Raw genomic sequence first — 22,230 nt, 5'->3', positions numbered from 1 at the left:
GAGGCACACACCCCGGACGGCGTCGAGTCAGACGCACGAAGGACGACACCGAAGCATCCGCACCGCTGCACCGAAGGAGCAACACGATGAGCACGAACCGCCCCGGCGACCAGACCCAGACCGCGGCCGAGCTGCAGCTCGAGTGGGACGCGAACCCCCGCTGGGACGGCGTCCGGCGCGACTACACCGCCGAGGACGTCGTCGCCCTGCGCGGCCCGGTCCGCGAGGAGCGCACGCTCGCCCGGCGCGGCGCCGAGAAGCTCTGGGAGGACATCCAGCGCAACACCGGCACCGCCTTCGCGCCCCAGGACGATCCGCAGTGGTCGGCCGCGCTCGGCGCGCTCACGGGCAACCAGGCGGTGCAGCAGGTGCGCGCCGGGCTGAAGGCGATCTACCTCAGCGGCTGGCAGGTCGCGGCCGACGCGAACCTCAGCGGCCAGACCTACCCCGACCAGTCGCTGTACCCGGCCAACTCGGTGCCGGCGGTCGTGCGCCGCATCAACAACGCACTGCTGCGCGCCGGCCAGATCGAGCAGGGCATCGACGACCGCGACTGGATGGCGCCGATCGTCGCCGACGCCGAGGCCGGATTCGGCGGGCCGCTCAACGCGTACGAGCTGATGGGCCAGATGATCGAGGCCGGCGCGGCGGGCGTGCACTGGGAGGACCAGCTCGCGAGCGAGAAGAAGTGCGGCCACATGGGCGGCAAGGTGCTCATCCCGACGTCGCAGCACATCCGCACCCTCAACGCGGCACGACTCGCGGCGGATGTCGCCGGCGTGCCGTCGATCATCATCGCCCGCACCGACGCGCTCGCCGCGACGCTGCTCACGAGCGACCACGACGAGCGCGACCGACCGTTCGTCACGGGCGAGCGCACCGCAGAGGGGTTCTACGAGGTGCAGAACGGCATCGAGCCGGTCATCGCCCGCGGCCTCGCCTACGCCGAGTACGCCGACCTGCTCTGGGTGGAGTCCGCCGAGCCCGACCTCGACCTCGCGCGGCGCTTCGCCGAGGCCGTGCACGCGAAGTTCCCGGGCAAGCGCCTGAGCTACAACTGCTCGCCCTCGTTCAACTGGAAGCGCCACCTCGACGACGACCAGATCGCGAAGTTCCAGCGGGAGCTCGCCTCGATGGGCTACGCGTTCCAGTTCATCACCCTCGCGGGCTTCCACGCCCTCAACCACTCCATGTTCACGCTCGCCAAGGACTACAGCGAGCGGCACATGAGCGCCTACGTCGAACTCCAGGAGGCGGAATTCGCCTCGGAGGCATCCGGGTACACCGCCACGCGCCACCAGCGCGAGGTCGGCACCGGGTACTTCGACCAGATCGCGACCGCGCTGAACCCCAACAGCGCAACCCTCGCCCTCGTCGGATCGACCGAGGAAGAACAGTTCAACCACTGACCCGTTCACGGGTATCGAACTCCGAGGAGAAGACCATGAACACCACGCCCACCATGACCCTCGAGCGAACGGATGCCGCGGCATCCGCCCCTCGCATCGGGACCACGCCCGCCACCGGCGGCTTCCAGACCTTCGAGCCGCGGATCGAGGTGACCGCCTCGCTCGGACCGCGCTACGACGAGATCCTCACGCCCGAGGCGCTGGCGTTCCTCGCCGAGCTGCACGACCGCTTCGCGCACACGCGGCACGAGCTGCTCGCGGTGCGCCTGCAGACCCGGGTCGACGCGGCGAACGGCCGCGACCCGCGGTTCCTGCCCGAGACCGAGTGGATCCGCAACGACCCGTCGTGGCGCGTCACCGGCACGGCACCGGGCCTGGAGGATCGCCGCGTCGAGATCACCGGCCCGACCGATCGGAAGATGGCGATCAACGCGCTGAACTCCGGCGCCAAGGTCTGGCTCGCCGATCAGGAGGACGCCACGAGCCCCACCTGGGCGAACGTGATCGAGGGGCAGCTGACGCTCCGCGACTTCCTGCGCGGCGCGCTCGAGTACACGAGCCCCGAGGGCAGGGAGTACCGGGTCACCGCAGCCGAGACGCCGACCATCGTGATGCGTCCGCGCGGCTGGCAACTGGTGGAGAAGCACCTGAAGTTCCACGACCGCGCCGGACGTGCGATGCACGCCTCGGGTTCGTTGGTGGACTTCGGGCTCTACTTCTTCCACAACGCGCAGGCGCTGATCGCGGCGGGCCGCGGGCCGTACTTCTACCTGCCCAAGCTCGAGTCGCACCGTGAGGCGAAGCTGTGGAACGACATCTTCGTCTTCGCCCAGGCCGCGCTCGGCATCCCGCAGGGCACCGTTCGCGCGACCGTGCTCATCGAGACGATCCAGGCGGCGTTCCAGATGGACGAGATCCTCTACGAGCTGCGCGACCACTGCTCGGGCCTCAATGCCGGCCGCTGGGACTACATCTTCTCGATCGTGAAGACCTTCCGTTCGCGCGGACGCCGCTGGGTGATGCCCGACCGGAAGTCGATCACGATGACCGTGCCGTTCATGCGGGCCTACACCGAGCTGCTCGTCGCGACCTGCCACAAGCGCGGCGCGCACGCGATCGGCGGCATGAGCGCGTTCATCCCGAACCGCCGCGACGCCGAGGTCACCGAGCGTGCGCTCGAGGCCGTGGCCGCCGACAAGCGCCGCGAGGCATCCGACGGCTTCGACGGCACGTGGGTGGCGCACCCCGACCTCATCCCCACCGCGCGCGCCGAGTTCGACGCCGTGCTGGGCGACCGGCCGAACCAGGTCGACCGCCTGCGCGACGACGTCGCCGTGACGGCGGCGCAGCTGCTCGACATCCCGTCGATCGGCGGCGAGGTCACCGAGGCCGGCGTGCACGACAACATCGCGATCGCGATCCGCTACATCGAGTCGTGGCTGCGCGGCACTGGCGCGGCCGCGATCGACAACCTCATGGAGGACGCCGCGACCGCCGAGATCTCGCGCTCGCAGGTGTGGCAGTGGCTGCACGACAACACTGTCACCGCCGAGGGCACCCGGATCGACCAGACGTCGATCGTGCGCATCATGGCGGCGGCCGTCGCCGAGCTGCCGCGCTTCGAGGGGGACCGCTTCGACGATGCCATCTCGGTGTTCCGCAGCGTCGCACTCGAGCCGGAGTTCCCGACGTTCCTGACCGTCGGGGCGTACGCCCGTTTCATGTGAGCCGCTGAGCCGAGGCTCCGCCGACTCGAGCGGGTCCGTCCAGGTCGAATCCGGAGACCCCGGAGATGCAACGACCATGGCGGGCCCGCTCGACCGCGCCTGCGACGGTGCCTGCCCGACTGCGACGGCGCCTGCGGCGGTACGTACGCGTCTGCAACGGTCTGCGAGAATCCTTGTCCATGTCCGACATCTCGATCCGCGTCGCCGAGCGGGCGGATGCCGCGGCGCTCGCCGAGCTCGCCGCGGAGACGTTCCCGCTCGCCTGCCCGCCGTCGACGACTCCCGAGGCGATCGCCGCGTTCATCGCGGAGCACTTCACGGTCGAACGCCTCTCCGCCCACCTCGAGGACGCGGATCGCGTGCTGCTCGTGGCCGAGGAGCCCGACGGTCGGATGGTCGGGTACTCCATGCTCGTCGGTCGCACGCGGGGCGAGCCCGGTGATGCGGATGCCGCCGCCGCCGTGTCGGCGCGACCCGCGATCGAGCTCAGCAAGTTCTACACCCGCGTGCTCGCCCACGGCTCGGGCGTGGTGGCAGGACCGCTCATGGCGGCGACGATCGACGCGGCGGCGTCGGCCGGTGCGGCGACGGCCTGGCTCGGCGTCAACGAGGAGAACGCGCGGGCGATCCGGTTCTACGAGAAGCACGGCTTCGCGAAGGTGGGGCGCAAGCGGTTCCGCCTCGGCGGGCGGCTCGAGGAGGACTGGGTGCTGGAGCATCCGCTGGTCTGAGCCTTGCCCTCCGGCAGATCGCTGACTAAGGTCAGCAATATGTCCGCCATTCCACTCCATCGCGACGCGATCGACGCCGTGCGCGCGTTCAACCGTGCGGTCACCACGCGCGTCGGGGCGCTGCAGGACCACTACCTCGGCAGCGACCGGTCGCTCGGTGCCTCGCGGGTGCTCTGGGAGGTCGACGGCTCGGGCGTCGATGTCCGCGTCATCCGCGAGCGGCTCGGCCTCGACTCGGGCTACCTCTCCCGGCTCCTGCGGTCGCTCGAGCGCGAGGGACTCGTGACGGTGGAGGGCGCCGCCGCCGACTCCCGGGTGCGGACGGTGCGCACGACCGAGCGCGGCCGCGCCGAGCGCGCGGAGCTCGGCCGCCGCAGCGACGAGCTCGCCGGCTCGCTGCTCACGCCGCTCAGCCCGGGGCAGCAGGCGCGGCTCGTGGAGGCGATGGCCACCGTCACGCGGCTCCTCGACGCCGGCCTGGTCGAGGTCGAGTCCGCCGACCCGGCATCCGACGACGCGCAGGCCTGCCTCGCGGCGTACTACGCGGAGCTCGCCCGTCGATTCCCGGGCGGCTTCGACCCCGGGCGCAGCCTGCACCCCGACACGCACGAGTTCCGGGAGCCGAGCGGCGGGTTCGTGCTCGCGCGGCTCCACGGCCGGGCGATCGGATGCGGCGCGGTGCTGTTCCACGACGAAGCTCCCGCCTACGTCAAGCGCATGTGGGTCGACGACGCGGTGCGGGGCATGGGCGTCGGGCGGCGCATCCTCGTGGCGCTCGAGCAGGCCGCACGCGATCACGGCGCGGCATCCGTGACCCTCGAGACGAACGCGAGCCTCACCGAGGCGATCGCGATGTACCGGGCGGCGGGGTACGTCGAGGTCGAGCCGTTCAACGACGAGGTCTACGCCGACCACTGGTTCGAGAAGCCGCTCTGATTGCGCGCCGCCTTCACGTGCTCGTAGGCGGCGAGCGCTGCGTCGCGGGTGGCCTTGAGGTCGACGATCGGCTCGGGGTAGTCGTCGGTGCCGACCTCGGGCACCCAGCGGCGCACGTACTCGCCGTGGGCGTCGAACTTCGTCGCCTGCAGCTCGGGGTTGAACACCCGGAAGTACGGCGCGGCGTCGGCTCCCGAGCCGGCCACCCACTGCCAGTTGAAGGGGTTGGAGGCGGCATCGGCGTCGACGAGCGTGTCCCAGAACCACTGCTCGCCGCGGCGCCAGTCGATGAGCAGGTTCTTCGTGAGGAACGACGCGGTGACCAAGCGGATCCGGTTGTGCATCGCACCGGTGGCCCACAGCTCGCGCATGCCCGCGTCGACCAGCGGCACGCCCGTGCGACCCACCTCCCAGGCGCGCAACGCGGACGGGTGCAGGCGCGGCCAGGGGAACGCGTCGAACTCCGCGCGCCAGTTCCTGGTCGCGAGGTCGGGCGCATGGAACAGCACGTGCCACGCGAACTCCCGCCAGCCGAGCTCGGTGAGGAAGCGCGCAGCACCCTCGCCGCCCGACCGGCGCTCGCGCACCGCGTGCCACACCTCGTAGGGGCTGAGCTCGCCCCAGCGCAGGTGCGGCGAGAGGCGCGACGTGACCTCCTTCGCCGGCTCGTCCCGGCCCTTCGCGTACGCGGAGAGGTCGTCGTCGAGGAACTCCCGCAGGCGCTCGTGGGCGGCATCCGACCCGGGCGTCCACGCCTCGCGCAGCCCGCCCGCCCAGTCGGGGCGGGTGGGCAGCAGCTCCCAGTCGCCGAGGTCGTCGGTCGCGGCATCCGCCGAGTCGATCGCGTGGGGCGCGGGCAGCGGATGCCGCGGCTCGGGCGCCGAGCGGCACGCCCGCCAGAACGGGGTGAACACCGAGAACGGCGTGCCCTGGCCGGTGCGGATGGTCCACGGCTCGAACAGCAGGTCGGCCGCGAAGCTGTGCACGATGAGCCCGTCGTCGTGCAGCGCCTGCTTCAGGCCGGCGTCGAGCTCGCGCTCGGGGCCGCCGTAGCGCCGGTTCCAGAACACCGCCCCGGCGCCCGTCTCGTCGACGAGCGAGCGGATGACCCGGTCTGCCGGTCCGCGGCGAAGCACGAGCCGCCCGCCGAGTGCGCCGAGCGCGTCGCCGAGGGCCGTGAGCGAGCCGTGCAGCCACCACCGCGCGGCGCCGCCGAGCGGGCGGATGCCCGGCGACTCCTCGTCGAGCACGTAGACGCACACGACCGGCGCCCCGCGCTCGACCGCCGCATGCAGGGCCGGGTGGTCGGCGACCCGGAGGTCGTCGCGGAACCAGACGATCGACGGTGCGTCGCTGTTCATGCGGCGACCCTAGCCGACGCCGCCGTCACGCGGAGGAGGGTTGCGCCCGCTCGGCGTCGCCTTCGGCCTGCCGCCCGGCCGTCGTCACTGCTCGTGCCGCCGCTCGCGCCGCCGCTCGTGCCGAGACCACGGCGATCGCCCACGTGCCGAGGCCCGAGGCGAGGAACACGGCGGCGAGGACCGCCCAACCGGCGAGCCCGAGGGTGAGCGCCGTCGACGTCACGAACAGCGGCGCCACCATGGCACCGAGCGAGTAGCCCATCGAGAACACGCCCTGGTAGGTGCCCGCCCGCACGGGGTCGGCGAGCTCGAAGCTGAGTCCCCAGCCGCCGGCCTGCGAGAGCACCTCGGCGAACGCGTGCGCGACGGCGGCGGCGACGATCACGGCGATCGCGAATCCCGAGGGCAGTCCGGAGGCGGCGGCGTAGATGAGGCAGGCGGCCGCCATGAGCCACGCGGCGATCGCCGAGACGCGTCCGGCACGGCGCAGGTCGTGGGTGCCGCGGGACAGTGGCACCTGGAAGAGCACCACGATCACCGTGTTGAGGATGAGCACCACGGCCACGAGCACCTCGGGCGCGTTCGTGTCGTTCGCGATCCAGAGCGGCACGCCCACCTCGCCGACGCCGAACTGCATGCCGAAGACGGCGCTGAGGGCCGTGAGCGCGAGGTAGCGCGGGTCGCGCCAGGGGGAGTGGGCGCGTCGGGCGAGGCGGCGTGCCCGAGCGGGTGCCCGGACATCCGTCGACCCGGTCGCGGTCGTGACGACCGAGGCATCCGAGGCCGGGCGCGTCGGCGCATCGACCCGATGGGGCAGCTTCACGAGCTGCGTCACACCGGCCAGGTACATCACGCCCGCGCCCACGATGATCCAGCGGTACGCCTCGGCCGTGCCCGCGAGCAGCGCGAGTGCGCCGATGCCCGAGCCGACCGCGATCGCGACGTTCGTCACCGTGCGCAGCACCGCCCGGGCGTGCACCCGCTGGTCGCCGTCGAACGCGCGGGCGATGATCGCCATGCGCGTCGAGTTCGCCGCCTGCTCGACGGCTCCGACGATCATGGCGATCACGAGTGCGCTCACGAAGTCGTGGGCGAACACGTAGCAGACGAGGCCGACGCCGTCGATCACCGAGAGCACCACGAGCAGGCGCCGGGCGCTCACGCGGTCGGCGAGCCAACCGCCGGCGAGCGACGAGAGCACGCCCGCCGCGCTCGCCGCGCCGAGCACGATCGCGACCTCGTGCGGGGCGAGTCCCACGATGAGCGTGAAGTACAGCACCGTGACCGTGAGGAAGATGCCGCGCCCCACCCGGCTGACGAGCGTCGCGATGACGAGGATCCGCAGCACCGGATCGGCGACGGATGCCACGAGCCGACGCAGGAGGCCCGGGCGGGAGTCGGCGGCGATCGTCCCGGGCCCGCTCCCGGGCGCGCGCCCGACCTGCTCGGCGTCCTCAGCCTCGTCGACCGCGGAGGCGGCCGCCGCGAGCTCGGGTTCGATGACGGGGACGGCGTCGGTGTCGGGTGAGGGGGATGCTGGGGCGGTGGGGGCGGGGCTCACGGATCCAGTTCTCCCAGACCGGGATCGGCGGCGAAATCGATGTAGCGTAGTGCTTCATGTTGAGGTACCTGCTGACCGAGGACGACGTGGGCAGCGTGCGCTTCGGCATCTCGCCGCTGTGCGAGCTCGGCCTCTCCCTGCGCGCCATCAAGGAGCCCGCGCGGTTCCCGCTCCAGCTCGGCTGGCTGCGGCGCACCGAGGAGGCTCGCACCCGCCTCGACATGCCCACCCTCATGGCCCTCATCGACGAGCGGATGTGGACCCCGGACTTCCTGAACCCGCGACCGACGTCGCCGTTGACCCGGCTCGACGACGAGCTCGAGGCGCTCGCCGCAATCCCGGCCGACGTGTTCCGTGGGGACCTCGTGGCCGTGCACGGGGCGGTGCCCGAGGTGTTCGCGGGGTCCGCGAGCGCCGCCATGCGGAGGGTCATCCGCGCGCTGCAGCAGCTCTGGGACACGTGCTTCGAGCCGTACTGGCCGCGGATGCGCGCGGTGCTCGAGGCGGACGTGGTCTACCGCGGTCGGCAGATCGCCCAGTCGGGGGTGGCGACGATGCTCAACGGGCTCTCGTCGCGCATCGAGTACGACCACGGCGTGGTGTCGGTGCGGCTCGCCGACCCCAACGACCGCACCCAGGCGATCGACGGCAACGGGCTCACGTTCGTGCCGACGATGTTCACGCGGCGCGCATCTGCACCCGTCGGCGACGGCCCGCCGATGATCATGTACTCCGCCCGGGGCCAGGGCGCCCTGTGGGAGGCGGAACGGGTCGCGAACCCCGCGGCCGTCGCGGCCGTGCTCGGCGAGACCCGGGCGAGCCTGCTCGCCGCGCTCGGCGATCCGGCATCGTCGACGGAACTCGGGGTGCGCCTCGGCGTCACGGCCTCGGCCGTGAACCAGCACCTGCGCGTGCTCCGCGACGCGGGGCTCCTCGTGAGCACGCGATACGGCCGCAGCGTGCTCTACCTGCGCAGCGAGCTCGGCACGGCGCTGCTCGAGACGCGCGCGGGCTGAGCGCGCGGCGGGGCGGGGACGCCCGACCGCCGACCCGCCCCGAGCGCCGACCCGACCCGCCCGACCGCCGACCCGCCCCGACCGCCGACCCGACCCGCCCCGACCGCCGACCCGACCCGCGAACCCGACCTACTCCGGATCCGCCGCGACCCGCAGCACGACCTTGCCGCGCACGTGCCCGTCCTCGATCAGGCGATGCGCGACCGCGCCCTCCGCGAGCGGCAGCTCGCGCTCCACGTGCACGCGCACCGAACCGTCGTCGATGAGCCGCGTGATCACCGAGAGGGTGCGGGCATCGGGTGAGACCGAATACCCCGTCGCGCGGATGCCGCGGACCGCCGCGTCATCGGCCAAGCTCGGCCACGACCCGGTGGGCACGTTCACGATCAGCCCGTGCGGTCGCAGCACCCCGAGCGACCGCGTGCCGGTGTCGTCGGCCGCGTTGCCGACGAGGTCGATCACGACGTCCTGGTCGGCGACGACATCCTCGAACCGCTCGGCCGTGTAGTCGACGACGTGCCGGGCGCCGAGCGAGCGCACGAAGTCCACGTTCCGGGTGGAGCAGGTCGCGGTGACCTCCGCCCCGAAGTACGCGGCGAGCTGCACGGCGAAGTGACCCACCCCGCCGGATGCCGCGTGCACCAGCATCCGCTGACCCTCGTGTGCACGCGCGGTGTCGATCACGGCGCCCCACGCGGTGAGCGCGGCGAGCGGCACGCCCGCCGCATCGACGAAGCCGAGCGAGGCGGGCATCGGCGCGACGCTCATCGACGAGACCGAGAGGAACTCGGCGTAGCTGCCGCCGAGGCGGGGCACGCGTCCCATGCCGTACACGCGGTCGCCGGGCTGCAACGGGTGCGCCGCATAGGGCACCGCCTCGACGACCCCGGAGAAGTCGTTGCCGAGCACCGCCGGATACGACGGGATCGCGGCCGAGACGCCGCGGCCCGCACGCGTCTTCGCGTCGATGGGATTCACCCCGGCCGCGACGACCCGCACGACCACCTCGTCGCTGACCCGCATCGGGCGCGGCACCTCGGCGAGGTGCAGCTCGTCGGCGTCCCCGGTGCGGTCGATCACGAGCGCCTGCATCGTCCCGGTCATCGGCACTTCCTCCCCGTCTGCGTCCCCACGCACAACTATGCTGCACACAGTGCGTCGCAGAGCTGACGGATGCGGCGGGGACGGGGAATTCCGGTGAGGCAGCTGTTCGGGGTGCTGCGGGTGCTCGCAGCAGTGGCGATCATCGTCGCGATCGTGGGCCAGTTCGCCCAGAGCTGGTCGATGGTGCCCGATCGCCTCCCGTTCGTGGTGAACTTCTTCAGCTTCTTCACGATCCTCTCGAACGCCGTGTCGGCGATCGTGCTGCTCATGGGCGCGTGGTTCTCCTTCACCCGCCGGGGCGACCCCTCCTGGTACAACCTGGTGCGGGCGTGCGTCGTGACGTACATGGCGACGACGTTCGTGGTCTACAACCTGCTGCTCCGGGAGATCTCCCTCGACCAGGCCACCACCGTGCCGTGGTCGAACGAGATCCTGCATGTCTGGGCGCCGCTGTACCTCGTCGCGGACTGGGTGCTGGCGCCGGGCCGACGACACGTCGAGTGGCGCCGCCTCTGGACCATCGCGATCTTCCCGATCGCCTGGGCGGTCTACTCGATGATCCGCGGCGCGCTCGTCGGCTGGTACCCCTACCCGTTCCTCAACCCCGCCCAGCCGGCGGGCTACGGCGGGGTCGCCGTCTACGTGATCGCGATCGCCGCGTTCATCCTGCTCGTCGGCGCGGGCATCATCGCGCTCAGCCGCACGCCGTGGCCCCACGAGCCCGAGGACGAGGCGCCTGCCGCGCCGTCCGACGAACGCGAGGGCGCCATCGCGGCGTGAACCGCGCGCGACGCCGGCGACGTCTCCGACGTCGACCGCCGCGGCCTACTCCTTCTGCAACCAGCGCGCCACGCGCTCTCGCAGCACCGCGGTCTGCGCCGCCTGCCCGTCGTCGCGCGCGGGCAGGAGCTCGAGCATCGCGTGCAGGCCGCCGGCCCATCGCTCGGAGATCGGGAACGGGTGCACGGGGTCGCGGGGCGCGGCCACGACGAGCGAGCGGATGCCCCGGGCATCGAGCTCGGCCAACTCGGCGTCGTCGGCGAACGCGCGATTGCGCGGGATCTCGACGAGGCGCATCGCCCGGCGCGCGGCATCCGGAGCCTGGAACTGCGCGAGCAGTGCCCGACCGCCGGCCGGCGATGCCGCGGCGACCTGCTGGAAGACGGCGCGCTCCTGGAACTCGGCGGCGCCCGCGGGCCCGGCGTCGGCGAGGATCTGGCCGATCACGGGGAACGGGCGCAGGTTGTCGGGGAGGAAGCGGTCGTCGAACGCGGGCCGCACGAAGACGGCGCGTCGCACGGGCAGCAGCCCGTCGAGTGCGATGCGGAGCGCGAGGGCGGCCCCCATCGAGATGCCGATGACGGTCACCGGCTCGGATGCCTCGAGTCCCACGTGGCCCGCCTCGGCGAGTGCTGCGGGGACGCGCTCGCACACCTCGGCCGCGAGGCGGTCGAGCTCGAAGTCGGACGGGCCGCCGACGGCCAGAAAGCCGCCGTGCGCGCGCACGTCGGGCGCGACGATGAGCTCGTCGGGGCCGGACACCGCCTGCACGACGGGCTCGAAGATGCCGAGGGGCTGCCGCCGGTCGGCGCCGAGCCCGTGCAGCAGGACCGTCGTCACGCGAGCGCACCCGGACGGTAGACCGCCCGCGCCGGGTCGTCGGGGCGCAGGGCCAGCAGCAGCTCCTCGGCGAGGCGGACGAGGATCGCGATCTGGTCGTCGTCGCGAGAGACCCAGAGGCAGCGCGGTTCCTCGGCGACCGGCACGAACTCGTCGTGCTGCTCCCACACGACGAGCGTGCGCTCGGCCCCCAGCACGTACTGCTGCCACCACACCTGGCGCAGGTACCCGCGCGGGATGCCGCGCCACGGACGCGAGGTCGTCTTGATCTCGCAGAGCTCGGGGGTTCCGTCGGCCGCGACCCGGATGCCGTCGGGCGTCGCGAGGTGCCGTCGATCGGATGCCGCGTGGAAGAGGAGCGACGAAGGCTCGATGCCGTGCGTGCGGCGCACCCACTCGGCGATCACGGGCTCGCGGGCGCGTCCGTGATCGGTGAACCGGCTGCCGCCGAATCGGCCGCGCGTGCCGTTCAGCTTCTCCCAGGCCGCGGAGCGCACCGCCGTGCGGGATGAGAGCTTCGCGGCATCCGTGGCGGTGATGCCCTGCGAGCGGGCCCGCAGCCATGCCACGCGGTCGCTGGCATCGGCCACGATGCGCAGCTCGTGCGCATACCGCACCGGCGGCGGGGGGACGCTGACCGCCGTCGCCGCGCCCTCGAGATCGAAGAGGGCGAAGGGCGTATCGGGCACCTCCCGAGCGTACCGCGGCCCGCCCCTGTCGGCCCGGGAGGCGCGGGCGTTTCCGCCCCGCCGATGCGGGCGTCTCCACCCCTCGAGCCGGGCGGCCGCGGGTGGGCGCCGGCTCGTCGGGGACGCGGGAATGGCCCGAACGGGCCACGCCGGAATGGCCGGAACGCGCGATGCCCCGGAGGTCGCGTCGGACGTGGAATCGAAGGATCGACCCGTCCGACCGGACGGCACGACCCGAGGGAGGGACCATGTCCACCATCACCGACACCCGATCGATCACCGGCACCCGAGCGGTGCACGCCGGCGAGGAAACCGAGCGACGCGCACGTGCGTCCATCGCCGTCGGCCGCACGCGCGGCTACTACCGCCTCCTGTTCGAATCCGGGCCCGTCGATGCGGCGACGTTCGCCGTGCTCGCCGGCATCCCCGAGTCGAACGCCCGCGCCTGGCTGGCGGAGCAGCTCGATGCCGGTCTGCTCCGCGCGGTCGACGCGCCCGACGGCACGCACGAGGAGCTCCTGCTTCCCGGCGAGTTCGTCCCGATCCTCCTCGGCGACCGCGGGGAGCCCGAGCTCGACGGCGCCCGCCGGTTGCTCGAGCAGCACCGCCACGAGCTTCCGCGCGTGCTCGAGGTGTAGTCCGAGCATCCCTCGCCTCCTAGACTCGGGGGCGTGGAGCCCGAGGACCAGGTCATCCGCTACGCGGAGCACGACGGGGCGTCCATCGCGTGGGCGGCCGTCGGCGACGGGCCTCCGCTCGTCATCGGCGGCTGGTGGTCGAGCCACCTGGAGCTCGACTGGCGCAACGCGAGGTTCCGGCGCTTCACGAGCGCGCTCGCCCGCCACCGCACCGTCATCCGGTACGACCGCCCGGGCACCGGTGTCTCCGACCGCGGCGGCATCCCGGCCCGGACGCTCGACGAGGAGCTCGCGACGCTCGAGGCGCTCGTCGATGAGGCGGCGCCGGGACGGATCTCCCTCTTCGGCGCGTCGTCGGGCGGCGGCGTGGCGTCGTTGTACGCGGCCCGCCATCCCGACCGCGTCGAGCGGCTCGTGCTCTACGGCTCGTATGCCCGCGGCGTCGACCTCGCTCCGCCCGCGGCCCGCGACGCGATGCTGTCGGTCATCGACCAGCACTGGGGCCTCGGCTCACGGGTCCTGGCCGACCTGTTCCTCCCCGACGCGACCGTCGACGAGCGCGCCGAGTTCGTCGAGTTCCAGCGTCGATCGGCGTCCCGCGAGGTCGCGCTGGCGTCGCTTCGCGCGGTGTACGACTTCGACTCCACCGGGCACCTCGGCGAGGTGCTCGCCCCCACGCTCGTGCTGCACCGGCGCAACGATCGGGCCATCCCGTTCGCCCTCGGCAAGGACGTCGCGCGGCGCATCCGCAACGCCCGCTTCGTCGCGCTCGAGGGCGACGACCACTTCCCCTGGCGAGGCGACGCCGACGCCGTCGTGCGCGAGACGCTCGGCTTCCTCGGCGTGCCCGTCGACGCGGCATCCGCCCCACGTCCGGCGGCCGAGGCCCGCCTGACGGATCGGGAGCGGGAGGTGCTGCGGCTCGTCGCGCGCGGGCGCACCGATGCCGAGATCGCGGCGCAGCTCGTGCTGTCCACGCACACGGTGCATCGGCACATCGCGAACATCCGCACGAAGCTCGACGTCCCCTCGCGCACCGCCGCGGCCGCGTGGGCGCTGCGCAACGAGGTCATCTAGGCCAGGTTGCCACCGTCGGCCGGATGCCGCGGCTGGCCGGTTCCGGCCACTGCGGGTTGGCCGGATCGGGCGATGCCCTCGACGTGGCATCCGCGTTGACTTGGCTCCCATGCCGCACGCCCGTGCGGCGGAAGGACGATGCGAGGAACCACCATGACCGACATCCTGACCCACACACGCACCGGCACCGGCACCGGCAGCGGCACCGAAACACCCACCGATGCCGACGCACGCACCGATGCCGAGACGCGCATCGACGCCGTCGCCCCCTCCGCCGAGGAGCTGGAGGCCGCCCGGATCGGCGAGTTCGCCGAGCAGCTCGTCGGCATGCTCGGCTCCGCGACGACGCTGCTCACCATCGAGCTCGGGCGCCGCTTCGGGCTGTATCGCGCACTCCGCGACTACGGCCCGATGACCGCCTCCGCGCTCGCCCGGATCACCGGCGCGGCACCTCGATACGCGAGGGAGTGGCTCGAGCAGCAGGCGTCCGCCGGCATTCTCGGCGCCGGCGACGCGGAGCCGAACGACGAGGCGCGACGGTTCTCGCTGCCCCCCCACCACGCGCCCGTGCTCGTCGACGAGACCCACCCGGCGCACGCCGCTCCGGTGGCCGGCCTGCTCGCGGGCATCGCGCTCGCGTTCCCCGAGGTCGTCGCCGACTTCCGCCAGGGCCGCGGCGTCGCGTTCGACGAGTACGGCGCCGAGCTGCGCCAGGGCCTCGGTGCGCTCAACCGCCCCGGCTTCATCCACGAGATGCGCGCCTGGGTGGACGCGCTGCCCGACCGCGCCGCGGCGCTCGACGCCGGCGGTTCGGTGCTCGATGCGGGCTGCGGCGTCGGCTGGTCGACGATCGCGCTGGCGAAGGCGTTCCCCGACGCTCGCATCGTCGGCCTCGACCTCGACGTCGCCTCGATCGAGGAGGCGCGGGAGCACGCCGCCGCCGCGGGCGTCGCCGACCGCGTGGCATTCCTGGTCGGCAACGCCGGCGACGCGGCGACCGTGCGCGCCGCCGCCGCCGCGATCGGCACCGAACGGGGATTCGACCTCGTGACGGTCTTCGAGGCGCTGCACGACATGGGCCGACCGGTCCACGCGCTCGCCGCCTTCGGCGGACTCCTGCGCCCGGGCGGTGCGCTGCTCGTGGCCGACGAGCGGGTCGCCGACGAGTTCCACGCCGATGCCGACCCGGTCGAGCGCATGCTCTACGCGATGAGCGTGCTGCACTGCCTGCCGGCGACCACCGCGGAATCCCCGTCGGTGGCCAACGGCACGGTGCTGCGCCCGCCCACCCTGCGCCGCTGGGCCGCCTCGGCGGGTTTCGGCCGGGTGGACGTGCTCGACATCGAGAACCCGTTCTGGCGGTTCTACCGCATCGGCTGAGGTAGTCGGGCGCGCGAAGCGCGTGACGAGCGACGCGGATGCAGCGGCAGAGCGCCTGTGCCCCGTTTTGGGGGCACGGGATACCTCTGGTTCTGGTGAATTTCACATGAACGCATCATTCACAATAGGTGGATGCGCCCCGATCACCTTCGGGATCGGGTGCGTCAATGGCGAGCTGTTGGGGACCGGGACGCTACGACGCGTCCCGACCCCGCTGCACCTGCTCCCACCCATACCCCCGTCGTCGTCGCCGTCATCGTCGCCTTCAACCGTCGAGACCTCCTGCACGAGTCGCTGACGGCAGTGCTGAACCAGACCCGAGCCCCCGACCGCGTGATCGTCGTGGACAACGCATCCTCGGACGGGACCGACTCCATGGTGGCGCAGGACTTCCCGTCGGTGGAGCTCGTGCGGCTCGGAACCAACTCGGGTGGCGCTGGCGGGTTCGCCGTCGGGCTGAGCCTGGCCGTCGCCGCCGGTGCCGACCACATCTGGCTCATGGACGACGACACGGTTCCGACGACGACGGCCCTCCAGGAGTCCCTGCGCGCGCTGCGCGCTGTGGCGGACGAGGCCGACCTCATCGCGTCGAGGGTCGTCTGGTCCGACGGGCGGGACCATCCGATGAACATGCCGCGCGTCCGACCCTTCGCACCGGGTCGCGATCACGCGGCGGCCAGGGCGTTCGGCGGTTACCCGGTGCGCTCCGCCTCATTCGTCTCCGTGCTCGTCGCCGCGGAAGCCGTGCGCAGAGTGGGCCTCCCGATCGCGGACTACTTCCTGTGGAACGACGACTTCGAGTACACCTCGCGGATCCTCCGGGCGGGACGGGGCTACCTTGCTCGCGGCAGCCTCGTCGTGCACAAGACCGCGGTGTTCGGCTCGACCGACGTCGATCCGGGACCTCGGTTCCGCCTCGAGGTCCGCAACAAGATCTGGATGCTGGCGAAGTCGCACGCCCTCGCCCCGCACGAGCGACTGGTGTACTCGGCGTCGACACTGCGGAGATGGGCACGGACGTTCGCGCGATCGGCCGACCGGCGACGGCTGACCGCGAACCTCGGCCGTGGACTCGTAGAGGGGTTCCGTGGACGTCCTCGCGGGAACGCGGAGGCTCTGGCCGTCGTCGGGATCGACATCACGGGAATCGCGAACCTCGAGGCGGCTGTTGCGGATCGGAGGTCGCGTGCTCTCCGTTGATCCGATCCCCTTCACCCTCCTCATCTCCGTCTACCACGGAGACTCTCCCCGGTTCTTCGCGGATGCCTTCACCAGTGCCGTCGTGGGTCAGACCCGCATGCCCGCGGAGGTGGTCCTCGTGCAGGACGGCCCGATCGCGGAAGACCTCGCAGCGGCGATCTCGGCCGCGATCGCCACGTCCCCCGTGGCGGTCACCCACGTCGTGCTCCAACACAACGCCGGCCTCGCCACCGCGTTGACGGTGGGGCTCGCCCATGCGAGCCACGACGTCATCGCCCGGATGGACGCGGACGACGTCGCTCTTCCGGAACGGTTCGAGCGCCAGCTGCCGCTGATCGAGAGCGGCTACGACCTGGTCGGCACCGGGATGTACGAGTTCGACCATGAGGGGCGGATTCTGGGAACCCGGGTGCCGCCGGTCGGCCGTGCGTCGATCGCGGCGGCAGCTCGCCTGCGCGACCCGTTCAACCATCCGACCGTCGTCTACCGGAGCAGCGCCGTCCAGCGAGCCGGCGGTTATCGCGACCTCGCCCTCATGGAGGACTACTTGCTGTTCGCCAGGATGATCCAGGTCGGCGCTCGTGTCGCGAACCTCGCCGAGCCGCTCGTGATGTACCGAGTGGATGCGGGCGCGTACAACCGGCGCGGCGGCTGGCGGCTCTTCGCGAGCGAAGTCCGGCTGCAGCGAGAGCTTCACAGCGGCGGGTTCACGACCGGATACGAACACGTACGCAACGTGATGGTGCGAGGACTCTACCGATTCGTCCCCACCGTCATCCGGCGACCCCTCTACCGGCTCGTCTTCGTACGCAGCGTCACCCTCGAGGAGGAGCAGAACGTCGTGATCGGCAACATGGGGGATGAGGTGGTGGCGTCATGACGAGGGCGGACATGCTCATCGTGGGCTCTGGCTTCTTCGGCATGACGGTGGCGGAGCGGATGGCCGAGCTCGGCCTCCACGTCGTCGTGATCGACCGTCGCGACCACATCGGAGGAAACGCGTTCAGCGAACCCGATGCCGAGACCGGCATAGAGGTGCACCGCTACGGCGCCCACCTGTTCCACACCTCGAACGGGGCGGTGTGGGAGTACGCGAACCGGTTCACGACCTTTACGCCGTACGTGCACCACGTCTACACGAAGCATCGCGGCGAGGTCTACCCGCTGCCGATCAACCTCGGAACGATCAACCAGTTCTTTCGCAGCGCCCTCGGACCCGAGCAGGCGCGTCAGCTCATCGCCGAGCAGGCGTCGGAGCTGAATTCGGAGGACGCCGCCGACCTCGAGCAGAAGGCGATCTCGCTCATTGGCCGGCCGCTGTACGAGGCCTTCATCAGGGACTACACCGCGAAGCAGTGGCAGACCGACCCGAGGGAGCTGTCTGCGGACGTGATCACGCGCCTCCCCGTCCGGTACACATACGACAACCGGTACTTCAACGACCGCTTCGAGGGACTGCCGACGGACGGCTACACCGCCTGGATCGAGCGGATGGCCGACCACCCCCGGATCGAGGTCCGGTTGTCGACTGACTTCCTGGACGAAGGCCACGACCTCAGCAAGTCGGCGACCGTCGGTCGGCTGCCCGTCGTCTACACCGGCCCACTCGATCGCTACTTCGACGATGTGGAGGGTCCGCTCTCGTGGCGGACGCTCGATTTCGAGCGGGAGGTGCTGCCGGTCGGTGACTTCCAGGGCACCTCCGTCATGAACTACGCCGATCCCGACGTGCCGTACACGCGGATCCACGAGTTCCGGCACTTCCACCCGGAGCGTGCGTACCCCGCCGATCGCACGGTGATCATGCGCGAGTACTCCCGCTTCGCGCAGCGGGACGACGAACCGTACTACCCGGTCAACACCGCGGCAGATCGAGAACGGCTGCTCCGGTACCGCGAGCTCGCACGATCGGAGCGCGACGTCTTCTTCGGTGGCAGGTTGGGCACGTACCAGTACCTGGACATGCACATGGCGATCGCGTCGGCGATGTCGATGGTGCAGAACAGGCTTCCCGAAGCGCTATCGCTCGGGGGGGTCCGACGTTGACCCCGCAGACCCGACCCGGCGAGACGCGCCGGGTGGTGCATCGCGTCGTGTTCCCCGAGCACCCCGACCCCCGGGTGCTCCCGCTGTACCTGGACGCGCAGGCCTGGACGTCGCTGCCCGCATCGGCCGATGCGGCGGCCGACCTCGCGCGGCGACGGGGCCTGCCGGAGTCGTCGCACACCCGGTCGGTCCGGCTCACGGACCTCGACGCCCGAGGGATGCTGCGCGGCCGGCGTGGCCTCGACGTGCCCGCATCGTCGACTGTGTCGCTCGCGACCTACTTCAACGCGTTCCCCGCGAGCTACTGGAGCCGATGGACCTCGCTCGAGGCGGTGACGCTTCGCGTGCGGACCAGCGGCACGGGATCGATCACGGTGCTGCGCTCGAACGCGCGCGCCGTCGTCCAGGTGGTCGAGTCGGTCGACGTCGCGGGCGACACCACGAGCGAGTTCGAGCTGCCGCTCACCGCCTTCCTGGACGGCGGGTGGCTCTGGTTCGACCTGAGGGCGGGAGCGCCGGGGCTCACAATGGTCGACGCCGATTGGCTCGCTCCGGAGAGTGCGAGCCCGCGCACGACGGGGACTGCCTCGATCGCCATCACCACGATGGACCGCGGGGCGATGTGCGTCGAACTCCTGTCGGGCATCGGATCCGATGCCGCGGCGCTGGAGGCCATCGACGACGTCTGGGTGGTCGACCAGGGCTCGACGCCCGTTGAAAATGCTCCGGGATTCGACGTCGCCCGCGACCGGCTCGGAGGTCGCCTGCGCGTCATTCAGCAGGACAACCTCGGCGGGTCCGGCGGATTCTCGCGGGGCATGCTCGAGGCCGTGCGATCGCAGCGGTCGGAGTACGTCCTGCTGCTCGACGACGACGCCGAGGTCGAGCCCGAGGGCATCCGTCGGGCGATCGAGTTCGCGAACTTCGCCCGTACGGCGACCATCGTCGGCGGCCACATGTTCGACATGTACGACCGGGCGAAGCTCCATGCACTCGCCGAAGTCGTGCGACCGCACGACTTCATGTGGGGGCCGATCACGCCCGGCCGGCACGACCTGGGCGACGCCAACCTCCGTCAGACGCCCTGGCTGCATCGCCGCTACGACGTCGACTACAACGGCTGGTGGATGTGCCTCATCCCGGTGTCGGTCGTGCGGGAGGTCGGCGCATCGCTGCCGGCGTTCATCAAGTGGGACGACGCCGAGTACTCGCTCCGGGCGCGAGCGGCTGGCGTGCCCACCGTGAGCCTCCCCGGAGCGGCCGTCTGGCATGTCTCGTGGGTGGACAAGGACGACTCCCACGACTGGCAGGCCTTCTTCCATGCACGGAACCGTCTGGTCACCGCCCTCCTGCACTCCTCCGAGCGGGGTGGAGGACGACTCTGGCGGGCCAACCTCGCCGACGACCTCAAGCACCTGCTCACCATGGACTACGCCACGGTCGCGCTGCGGCACGAGGCCATCCGGAGCGTGTTCGACGGCCCGGAGGGCCTTCACGACGACCTGCGGACGCGGCTGCCTCGCGTCCGCGAGCTCGGCCGGGGCTTCCGGGAATGGCAGCCGATCCGGGATCGGGCCGCGCTCGCCCGCGTGCCGTCCGGCCGCGTCGATGCCTCGGACCCGTCGAAGGTCGATGCGGGACCGAGCGGGATCCGCCTCGGGGTGTGGCTCGCGCGCCAAGTGAGCCGGCATTCGCTCGCGCCGGTGCCGGCGACGAGGAGCGCACATCCGACCGTTCACCTGGCCTTCCAGGATGCGCGATGGTTCGTCGTGCCGACGCACGACAGCGTCCTGGTCTCGCGCGCCGACGGGTCGGGGGCCACGTGGCACCTGCGGGAGCCCCGTCGGTTCCGCCGGATGCTGGCGGACTCGGCGCGGCTGAACCTCGCCTACCGGCGTCGCTGGAGCCGACTCCGGTCGCAGTACCGCGACGCGATCACCGACCTGACGTCGCTCGACGCGTGGGCGGCGACCTTGGACGGTGGAACGGCCACGGCCACCGCCCCGGTCGAGGAGGCGATCACGTCAGCGCGTCGAGGCCTTCAGGGTCGCGATCGCCTCGTCGGCGGTGCCATCGTAGATCTTCCGCCCTCGTCGTAGCACGATGCCGCGATCGCAGAGCTCCGACACCATTCCCAGGTCGTGGCTCACGATGAACAGCGTCTTGTCCTGAGCGACGAGCTCGCGGATCTTGTCCTTGCACTTGGCGCGGAACGGCGCGTCGCCCACCGCCAGCACCTCGTCGACGAGCAGGACGTCGAGCTCCGTGTGGATGGCGACCGCGAACGCGAGGCGGACGAACATGCCCGAGGAGTAGTGCTTCACCTCGGTGTCGATGAACTCGCCGATCTCGGAGAACTCGACGATCTCGTCGAAGCGCGCCTCGATCTCGGACTTGCTCATCCCGAGGATCGCGGCATTCAGGTAGACGTTCTCCCGACCGCTGAGATCGGGATGGAAACCGGCGCCGACCTCGATGAGGCCCGCGACGCGTCCGCGCGTGAGCACGGCGCCGGCATCCGGTCGGAGAACGCCCGACACCAGCTTGAGGAGCGTCGACTTGCCCGAGCCGTTGTAGCCGAGGAGCGCCACAGCCTCGCCTTCGCCGACGACGATGTCGACGTCGTCGAGGGCCTCGAACGTCGTCGAGATCTTCTTCCGGCGGATCCAGGCGACGAAGGTCTCCTTGAAGGACTGGGTGTGCTGCAGGCGGTACGTCTTGCGGACCCCCTCGATCACGATGCGGGGCTGGCCGGCCTCAGAGGTCTTGGGCAAAACGTCCCTCGAGTCTGCGGAAGACGAGCTGGCCGACCAGCATCGTGACGGCGGTGATCGCGAGCGCGAGCACCGTGAACATGCCGAGATCCTCGGGGCGCTCCATGGTCTGGCTCGTCGTCGGGTACCAGAAGGCGGAATGGAAGAGCTCGACGGCGGCGGTGAGCGGATTCGCCATGTAGAGGTCGTACATCCATCCCGGCAGGCTGTCGCGCACCATCGTGAACGAGTACAGCACGGGGGAGGTCCAGGTGGCGAAGATCCGGATGAGCTCGACGAGGTTCTGGGAGTCGCGATAGGACACGTTGATCGCGCCGAACAGCAGGCCGAGCCCGGTCGAGCCGAGCAGCACGATGAAGATCGCCACGACGGCACCGCCGAGCTGCAGGACCGTCGGCACCCAGCCGACCACCAGGCACGCGGCGAAGAGGATGACGAGCTGGGGGAGGAAGTGGACGAACGCGATGAACACGTCAGCGATGGGGAACAGCTCGCGAGGAAGATAGATCTTCTTGACGAGCGCCTTGTTGTTCACGATCGACTTCGTCGCATTGCCGAACGCCTCGTTGAACAGGTTCACGACGACGACACCCGAGAACAGGTAGATCGGGTACGACTCGATGCCATGGTTCAGGCCGAGGAAGACGCCCATCACGACCCAGTAGACGAGGAACTGGGCGCCCGGCTTGACGTAGGACCACGCCCAGCCGAGGACGGAGCCGTGATAACGGGTCAGCGTCCCCTTCCGCACGAGCAGGCGGAGGAGGTATCGATAGGCGAAGACGTCGACGATTCCACGACCGGTCCCGGGGACGCTGAACGCCGAGCGATCGAAGGTGGACGGCGCGGACATCCTGACGATTCTATGTGTGGTCGAACGCCGAACCTGAGCGTTCCCCGGGGCTGTCCCTCGTTCGGGTCACAGGCGCGCGAACCTGGGAAAACTCCAGTTCAGCAGGGT

The 22,230-nt window shown here is 71.3% G+C and carries 20 protein-coding genes; 13 read left to right on the top strand and 7 right to left on the bottom strand.

The features are described 5' to 3' along the window. Positions 1 to 86: 86 nt before the first annotated feature. The 4 genes from aceA to EV187_RS04600 all read left to right on the top strand — a co-directional run bounded on the left by aceA (position 87) and on the right by EV187_RS04600 (position 4,803). Positions 87 to 1,409 (top strand): isocitrate lyase, encoded by a 1,323-nt coding sequence (aceA, locus tag EV187_RS04615; protein WP_130351802.1) that lies wholly within the window; start codon positions 87 to 89, stop codon positions 1,407 to 1,409. 53 nt (positions 1,410 to 1,462) lie between these two features. Further along, positions 1,463 to 3,136, top strand: a complete 1,674-nt coding sequence (gene aceB / locus EV187_RS04610; RefSeq protein WP_130352248.1) for a malate synthase A — start codon at positions 1,463 to 1,465, stop codon at positions 3,134 to 3,136. A 179-nt stretch (positions 3,137 to 3,315) separates the two neighbouring features. Beyond that, positions 3,316 to 3,867, top strand: a complete 552-nt coding sequence (locus tag EV187_RS04605; RefSeq protein ID WP_130351801.1) for a GNAT family N-acetyltransferase — start codon at positions 3,316 to 3,318, stop codon at positions 3,865 to 3,867. Positions 3,868 to 3,906: 39 nt separating this feature from the next. Further along, positions 3,907 to 4,803, top strand: a complete 897-nt coding sequence (locus tag EV187_RS04600; RefSeq protein ID WP_130351800.1) for a bifunctional helix-turn-helix transcriptional regulator/GNAT family N-acetyltransferase — start codon at positions 3,907 to 3,909, stop codon at positions 4,801 to 4,803. Here EV187_RS04600 and EV187_RS04595 read toward each other — a convergent pair. Together EV187_RS04595 and EV187_RS04590 are read right to left on the bottom strand one after the other, a co-directional pair. After that, entirely contained in the window at positions 4,770 to 6,164 is a 1,395-nt protein-coding gene (locus EV187_RS04595) for a cryptochrome/photolyase family protein (RefSeq protein ID WP_130351799.1), read from the bottom strand. The two genes, EV187_RS04600 and EV187_RS04595, sit on opposite strands and share 34 nt — an antisense overlap. Before the next feature lie 25 nt (positions 6,165 to 6,189). Next, positions 6,190 to 7,725, bottom strand: coding sequence for an MFS transporter (locus EV187_RS04590; protein ID WP_242609430.1), 1,536 nt, complete (start codon positions 7,723 to 7,725; stop codon positions 6,190 to 6,192). Positions 7,726 to 7,781: 56 nt separating this feature from the next. Here EV187_RS04590 and EV187_RS04585 point away from each other — a divergent pair, with 56 nt between their 5' ends. After that, positions 7,782 to 8,741, top strand: coding sequence for an ArsR/SmtB family transcription factor (locus tag EV187_RS04585; RefSeq protein WP_130351798.1), 960 nt, complete (start codon positions 7,782 to 7,784; stop codon positions 8,739 to 8,741). Positions 8,742 to 8,870: 129 nt separating this feature from the next. Here the strand turns inward: EV187_RS04585 and EV187_RS04580 are convergent, their stop codons facing one another. Next, on the bottom strand, positions 8,871 to 9,845 hold the full coding sequence (locus tag EV187_RS04580) for an NADP-dependent oxidoreductase (RefSeq protein ID WP_130351797.1): 975 nt from the start codon (positions 9,843 to 9,845) through the stop codon (positions 8,871 to 8,873). Between the two features lie 93 nt (positions 9,846 to 9,938). Between EV187_RS04580 and EV187_RS04575 the strand changes: the two genes are divergently transcribed. Beyond that, positions 9,939 to 10,625, top strand: a complete 687-nt coding sequence (locus EV187_RS04575) for a Pr6Pr family membrane protein (protein ID WP_207221733.1) — start codon at positions 9,939 to 9,941, stop codon at positions 10,623 to 10,625. 45 nt (positions 10,626 to 10,670) lie between these two features. On the opposite strand, the gene EV187_RS04570 is transcribed toward EV187_RS04575, so the two are convergent. Both EV187_RS04570 and EV187_RS04565 read right to left on the bottom strand, forming a co-directional pair. Further along, the gene (locus tag EV187_RS04570; RefSeq protein ID WP_130351796.1) at positions 10,671 to 11,465 is read right to left on the bottom strand and encodes an alpha/beta fold hydrolase; all 795 of its coding nucleotides are present in this window, start codon (positions 11,463 to 11,465) and stop codon (positions 10,671 to 10,673) included. Beyond that, a complete protein-coding gene (locus EV187_RS04565; RefSeq protein ID WP_423190867.1) occupies positions 11,462 to 12,154 on the bottom strand; it encodes a YqaJ viral recombinase family protein in 693 nt (230 codons plus the stop codon). Before EV187_RS04565 ends, EV187_RS04570 begins: the two co-directional genes overlap by 4 nt. A gap of 248 nt (positions 12,155 to 12,402) precedes the next feature. On the opposite strand from EV187_RS04565, the gene EV187_RS04560 reads away from it, so the two are divergent. The 7 genes from EV187_RS04560 (at position 12,403) to EV187_RS04530 (ending at position 20,594) form a co-directional block, all read left to right on the top strand. Continuing rightward, complete coding sequence (locus EV187_RS04560) at positions 12,403 to 12,792, top strand: hypothetical protein (RefSeq protein ID WP_130351795.1); 390 nt, start codon at positions 12,403 to 12,405, stop codon at positions 12,790 to 12,792. Between the two features lie 33 nt (positions 12,793 to 12,825). Next, complete coding sequence (locus tag EV187_RS18650; protein ID WP_130351794.1) at positions 12,826 to 13,869, top strand: alpha/beta fold hydrolase; 1,044 nt, start codon at positions 12,826 to 12,828, stop codon at positions 13,867 to 13,869. Positions 13,870 to 14,022: 153 nt separating this feature from the next. Next, positions 14,023 to 15,249 (top strand): class I SAM-dependent methyltransferase, encoded by a 1,227-nt coding sequence (locus EV187_RS04550; protein WP_130351793.1) that lies wholly within the window; start codon positions 14,023 to 14,025, stop codon positions 15,247 to 15,249. 255 nt (positions 15,250 to 15,504) lie between these two features. Continuing rightward, positions 15,505 to 16,449 (top strand): glycosyltransferase family 2 protein, encoded by a 945-nt coding sequence (locus tag EV187_RS04545; RefSeq protein ID WP_278038826.1) that lies wholly within the window; start codon positions 15,505 to 15,507, stop codon positions 16,447 to 16,449. Then, the gene (locus tag EV187_RS04540; protein WP_242609428.1) at positions 16,436 to 17,329 is read left to right on the top strand and encodes a glycosyltransferase; all 894 of its coding nucleotides are present in this window, start codon (positions 16,436 to 16,438) and stop codon (positions 17,327 to 17,329) included. The genes EV187_RS04545 and EV187_RS04540 overlap by 14 nt, the downstream gene beginning before the upstream one ends. After that, a complete protein-coding gene (gene glf, locus EV187_RS04535) occupies positions 17,326 to 18,495 on the top strand; it encodes a UDP-galactopyranose mutase (RefSeq protein ID WP_130351791.1) in 1,170 nt (389 codons plus the stop codon). The genes EV187_RS04540 and glf overlap by 4 nt, the downstream gene beginning before the upstream one ends. Continuing rightward, complete coding sequence (locus EV187_RS04530; RefSeq protein WP_130351790.1) at positions 18,492 to 20,594, top strand: glycosyltransferase; 2,103 nt, start codon at positions 18,492 to 18,494, stop codon at positions 20,592 to 20,594. The genes glf and EV187_RS04530 overlap by 4 nt, the downstream gene beginning before the upstream one ends. Here EV187_RS04530 and EV187_RS04525 read toward each other — a convergent pair. Together EV187_RS04525 and EV187_RS04520 are read right to left on the bottom strand one after the other, a co-directional pair. Continuing rightward, a complete protein-coding gene (locus EV187_RS04525; protein WP_130351789.1) occupies positions 20,520 to 21,269 on the bottom strand; it encodes an ABC transporter ATP-binding protein in 750 nt (249 codons plus the stop codon). The genes EV187_RS04530 and EV187_RS04525 overlap by 75 nt on opposite strands. Next, positions 21,253 to 22,122: an ABC transporter permease gene (locus EV187_RS04520; protein ID WP_130351788.1), complete on the bottom strand. Its 870-nt coding sequence runs from the start codon at positions 22,120 to 22,122 to the stop codon at positions 21,253 to 21,255. The genes EV187_RS04525 and EV187_RS04520 overlap by 17 nt, the downstream gene beginning before the upstream one ends. Between the last annotated feature and the right edge of the window lie 108 nt (positions 22,123 to 22,230).

The sequence above is a fragment of the Agromyces ramosus genome (genome assembly GCF_004216665.1).
Classification (GTDB): domain Bacteria; phylum Actinomycetota; class Actinomycetes; order Actinomycetales; family Microbacteriaceae; genus Agromyces; species Agromyces ramosus.
This window is presented reverse-complemented; position numbering and strand designations above follow the sequence as displayed.

What these genes read in the sequence shown, in the direction of transcription:
- aceA (WP_130351802.1), top strand. Translation starts at nt 87, where the DNA reads ATGAGCACGAACCGCCCCGGCGACCAGACCCAGACCGCGGCCGAGCTG.
- aceB (WP_130352248.1), top strand. Translation starts at nt 1,463, where the DNA reads ATGACCCTCGAGCGAACGGATGCCGCGGCATCCGCCCCTCGCATCGGG.
- EV187_RS04605 (WP_130351801.1), top strand. Translation starts at nt 3,316, where the DNA reads ATGTCCGACATCTCGATCCGCGTCGCCGAGCGGGCGGATGCCGCGGCG.
- EV187_RS04600 (WP_130351800.1), top strand. Translation starts at nt 3,907, where the DNA reads ATGTCCGCCATTCCACTCCATCGCGACGCGATCGACGCCGTGCGCGCG.
- EV187_RS04595 (WP_130351799.1), bottom strand. Translation starts at nt 6,164, where the DNA reads ATGAACAGCGACGCACCGTCGATCGTCTGGTTCCGCGACGACCTCCGG.
- EV187_RS04585 (WP_130351798.1), top strand. Translation starts at nt 7,782, where the DNA reads ATGTTGAGGTACCTGCTGACCGAGGACGACGTGGGCAGCGTGCGCTTC.
- EV187_RS04580 (WP_130351797.1), bottom strand. Translation starts at nt 9,845, where the DNA reads ATGACCGGGACGATGCAGGCGCTCGTGATCGACCGCACCGGGGACGCC.
- EV187_RS04560 (WP_130351795.1), top strand. Translation starts at nt 12,403, where the DNA reads ATGTCCACCATCACCGACACCCGATCGATCACCGGCACCCGAGCGGTG.
- EV187_RS04550 (WP_130351793.1), top strand. Translation starts at nt 14,023, where the DNA reads ATGACCGACATCCTGACCCACACACGCACCGGCACCGGCACCGGCAGC.
- glf (WP_130351791.1), top strand. Translation starts at nt 17,326, where the DNA reads ATGACGAGGGCGGACATGCTCATCGTGGGCTCTGGCTTCTTCGGCATG.
- EV187_RS04520 (WP_130351788.1), bottom strand. Translation starts at nt 22,122, where the DNA reads ATGTCCGCGCCGTCCACCTTCGATCGCTCGGCGTTCAGCGTCCCCGGG.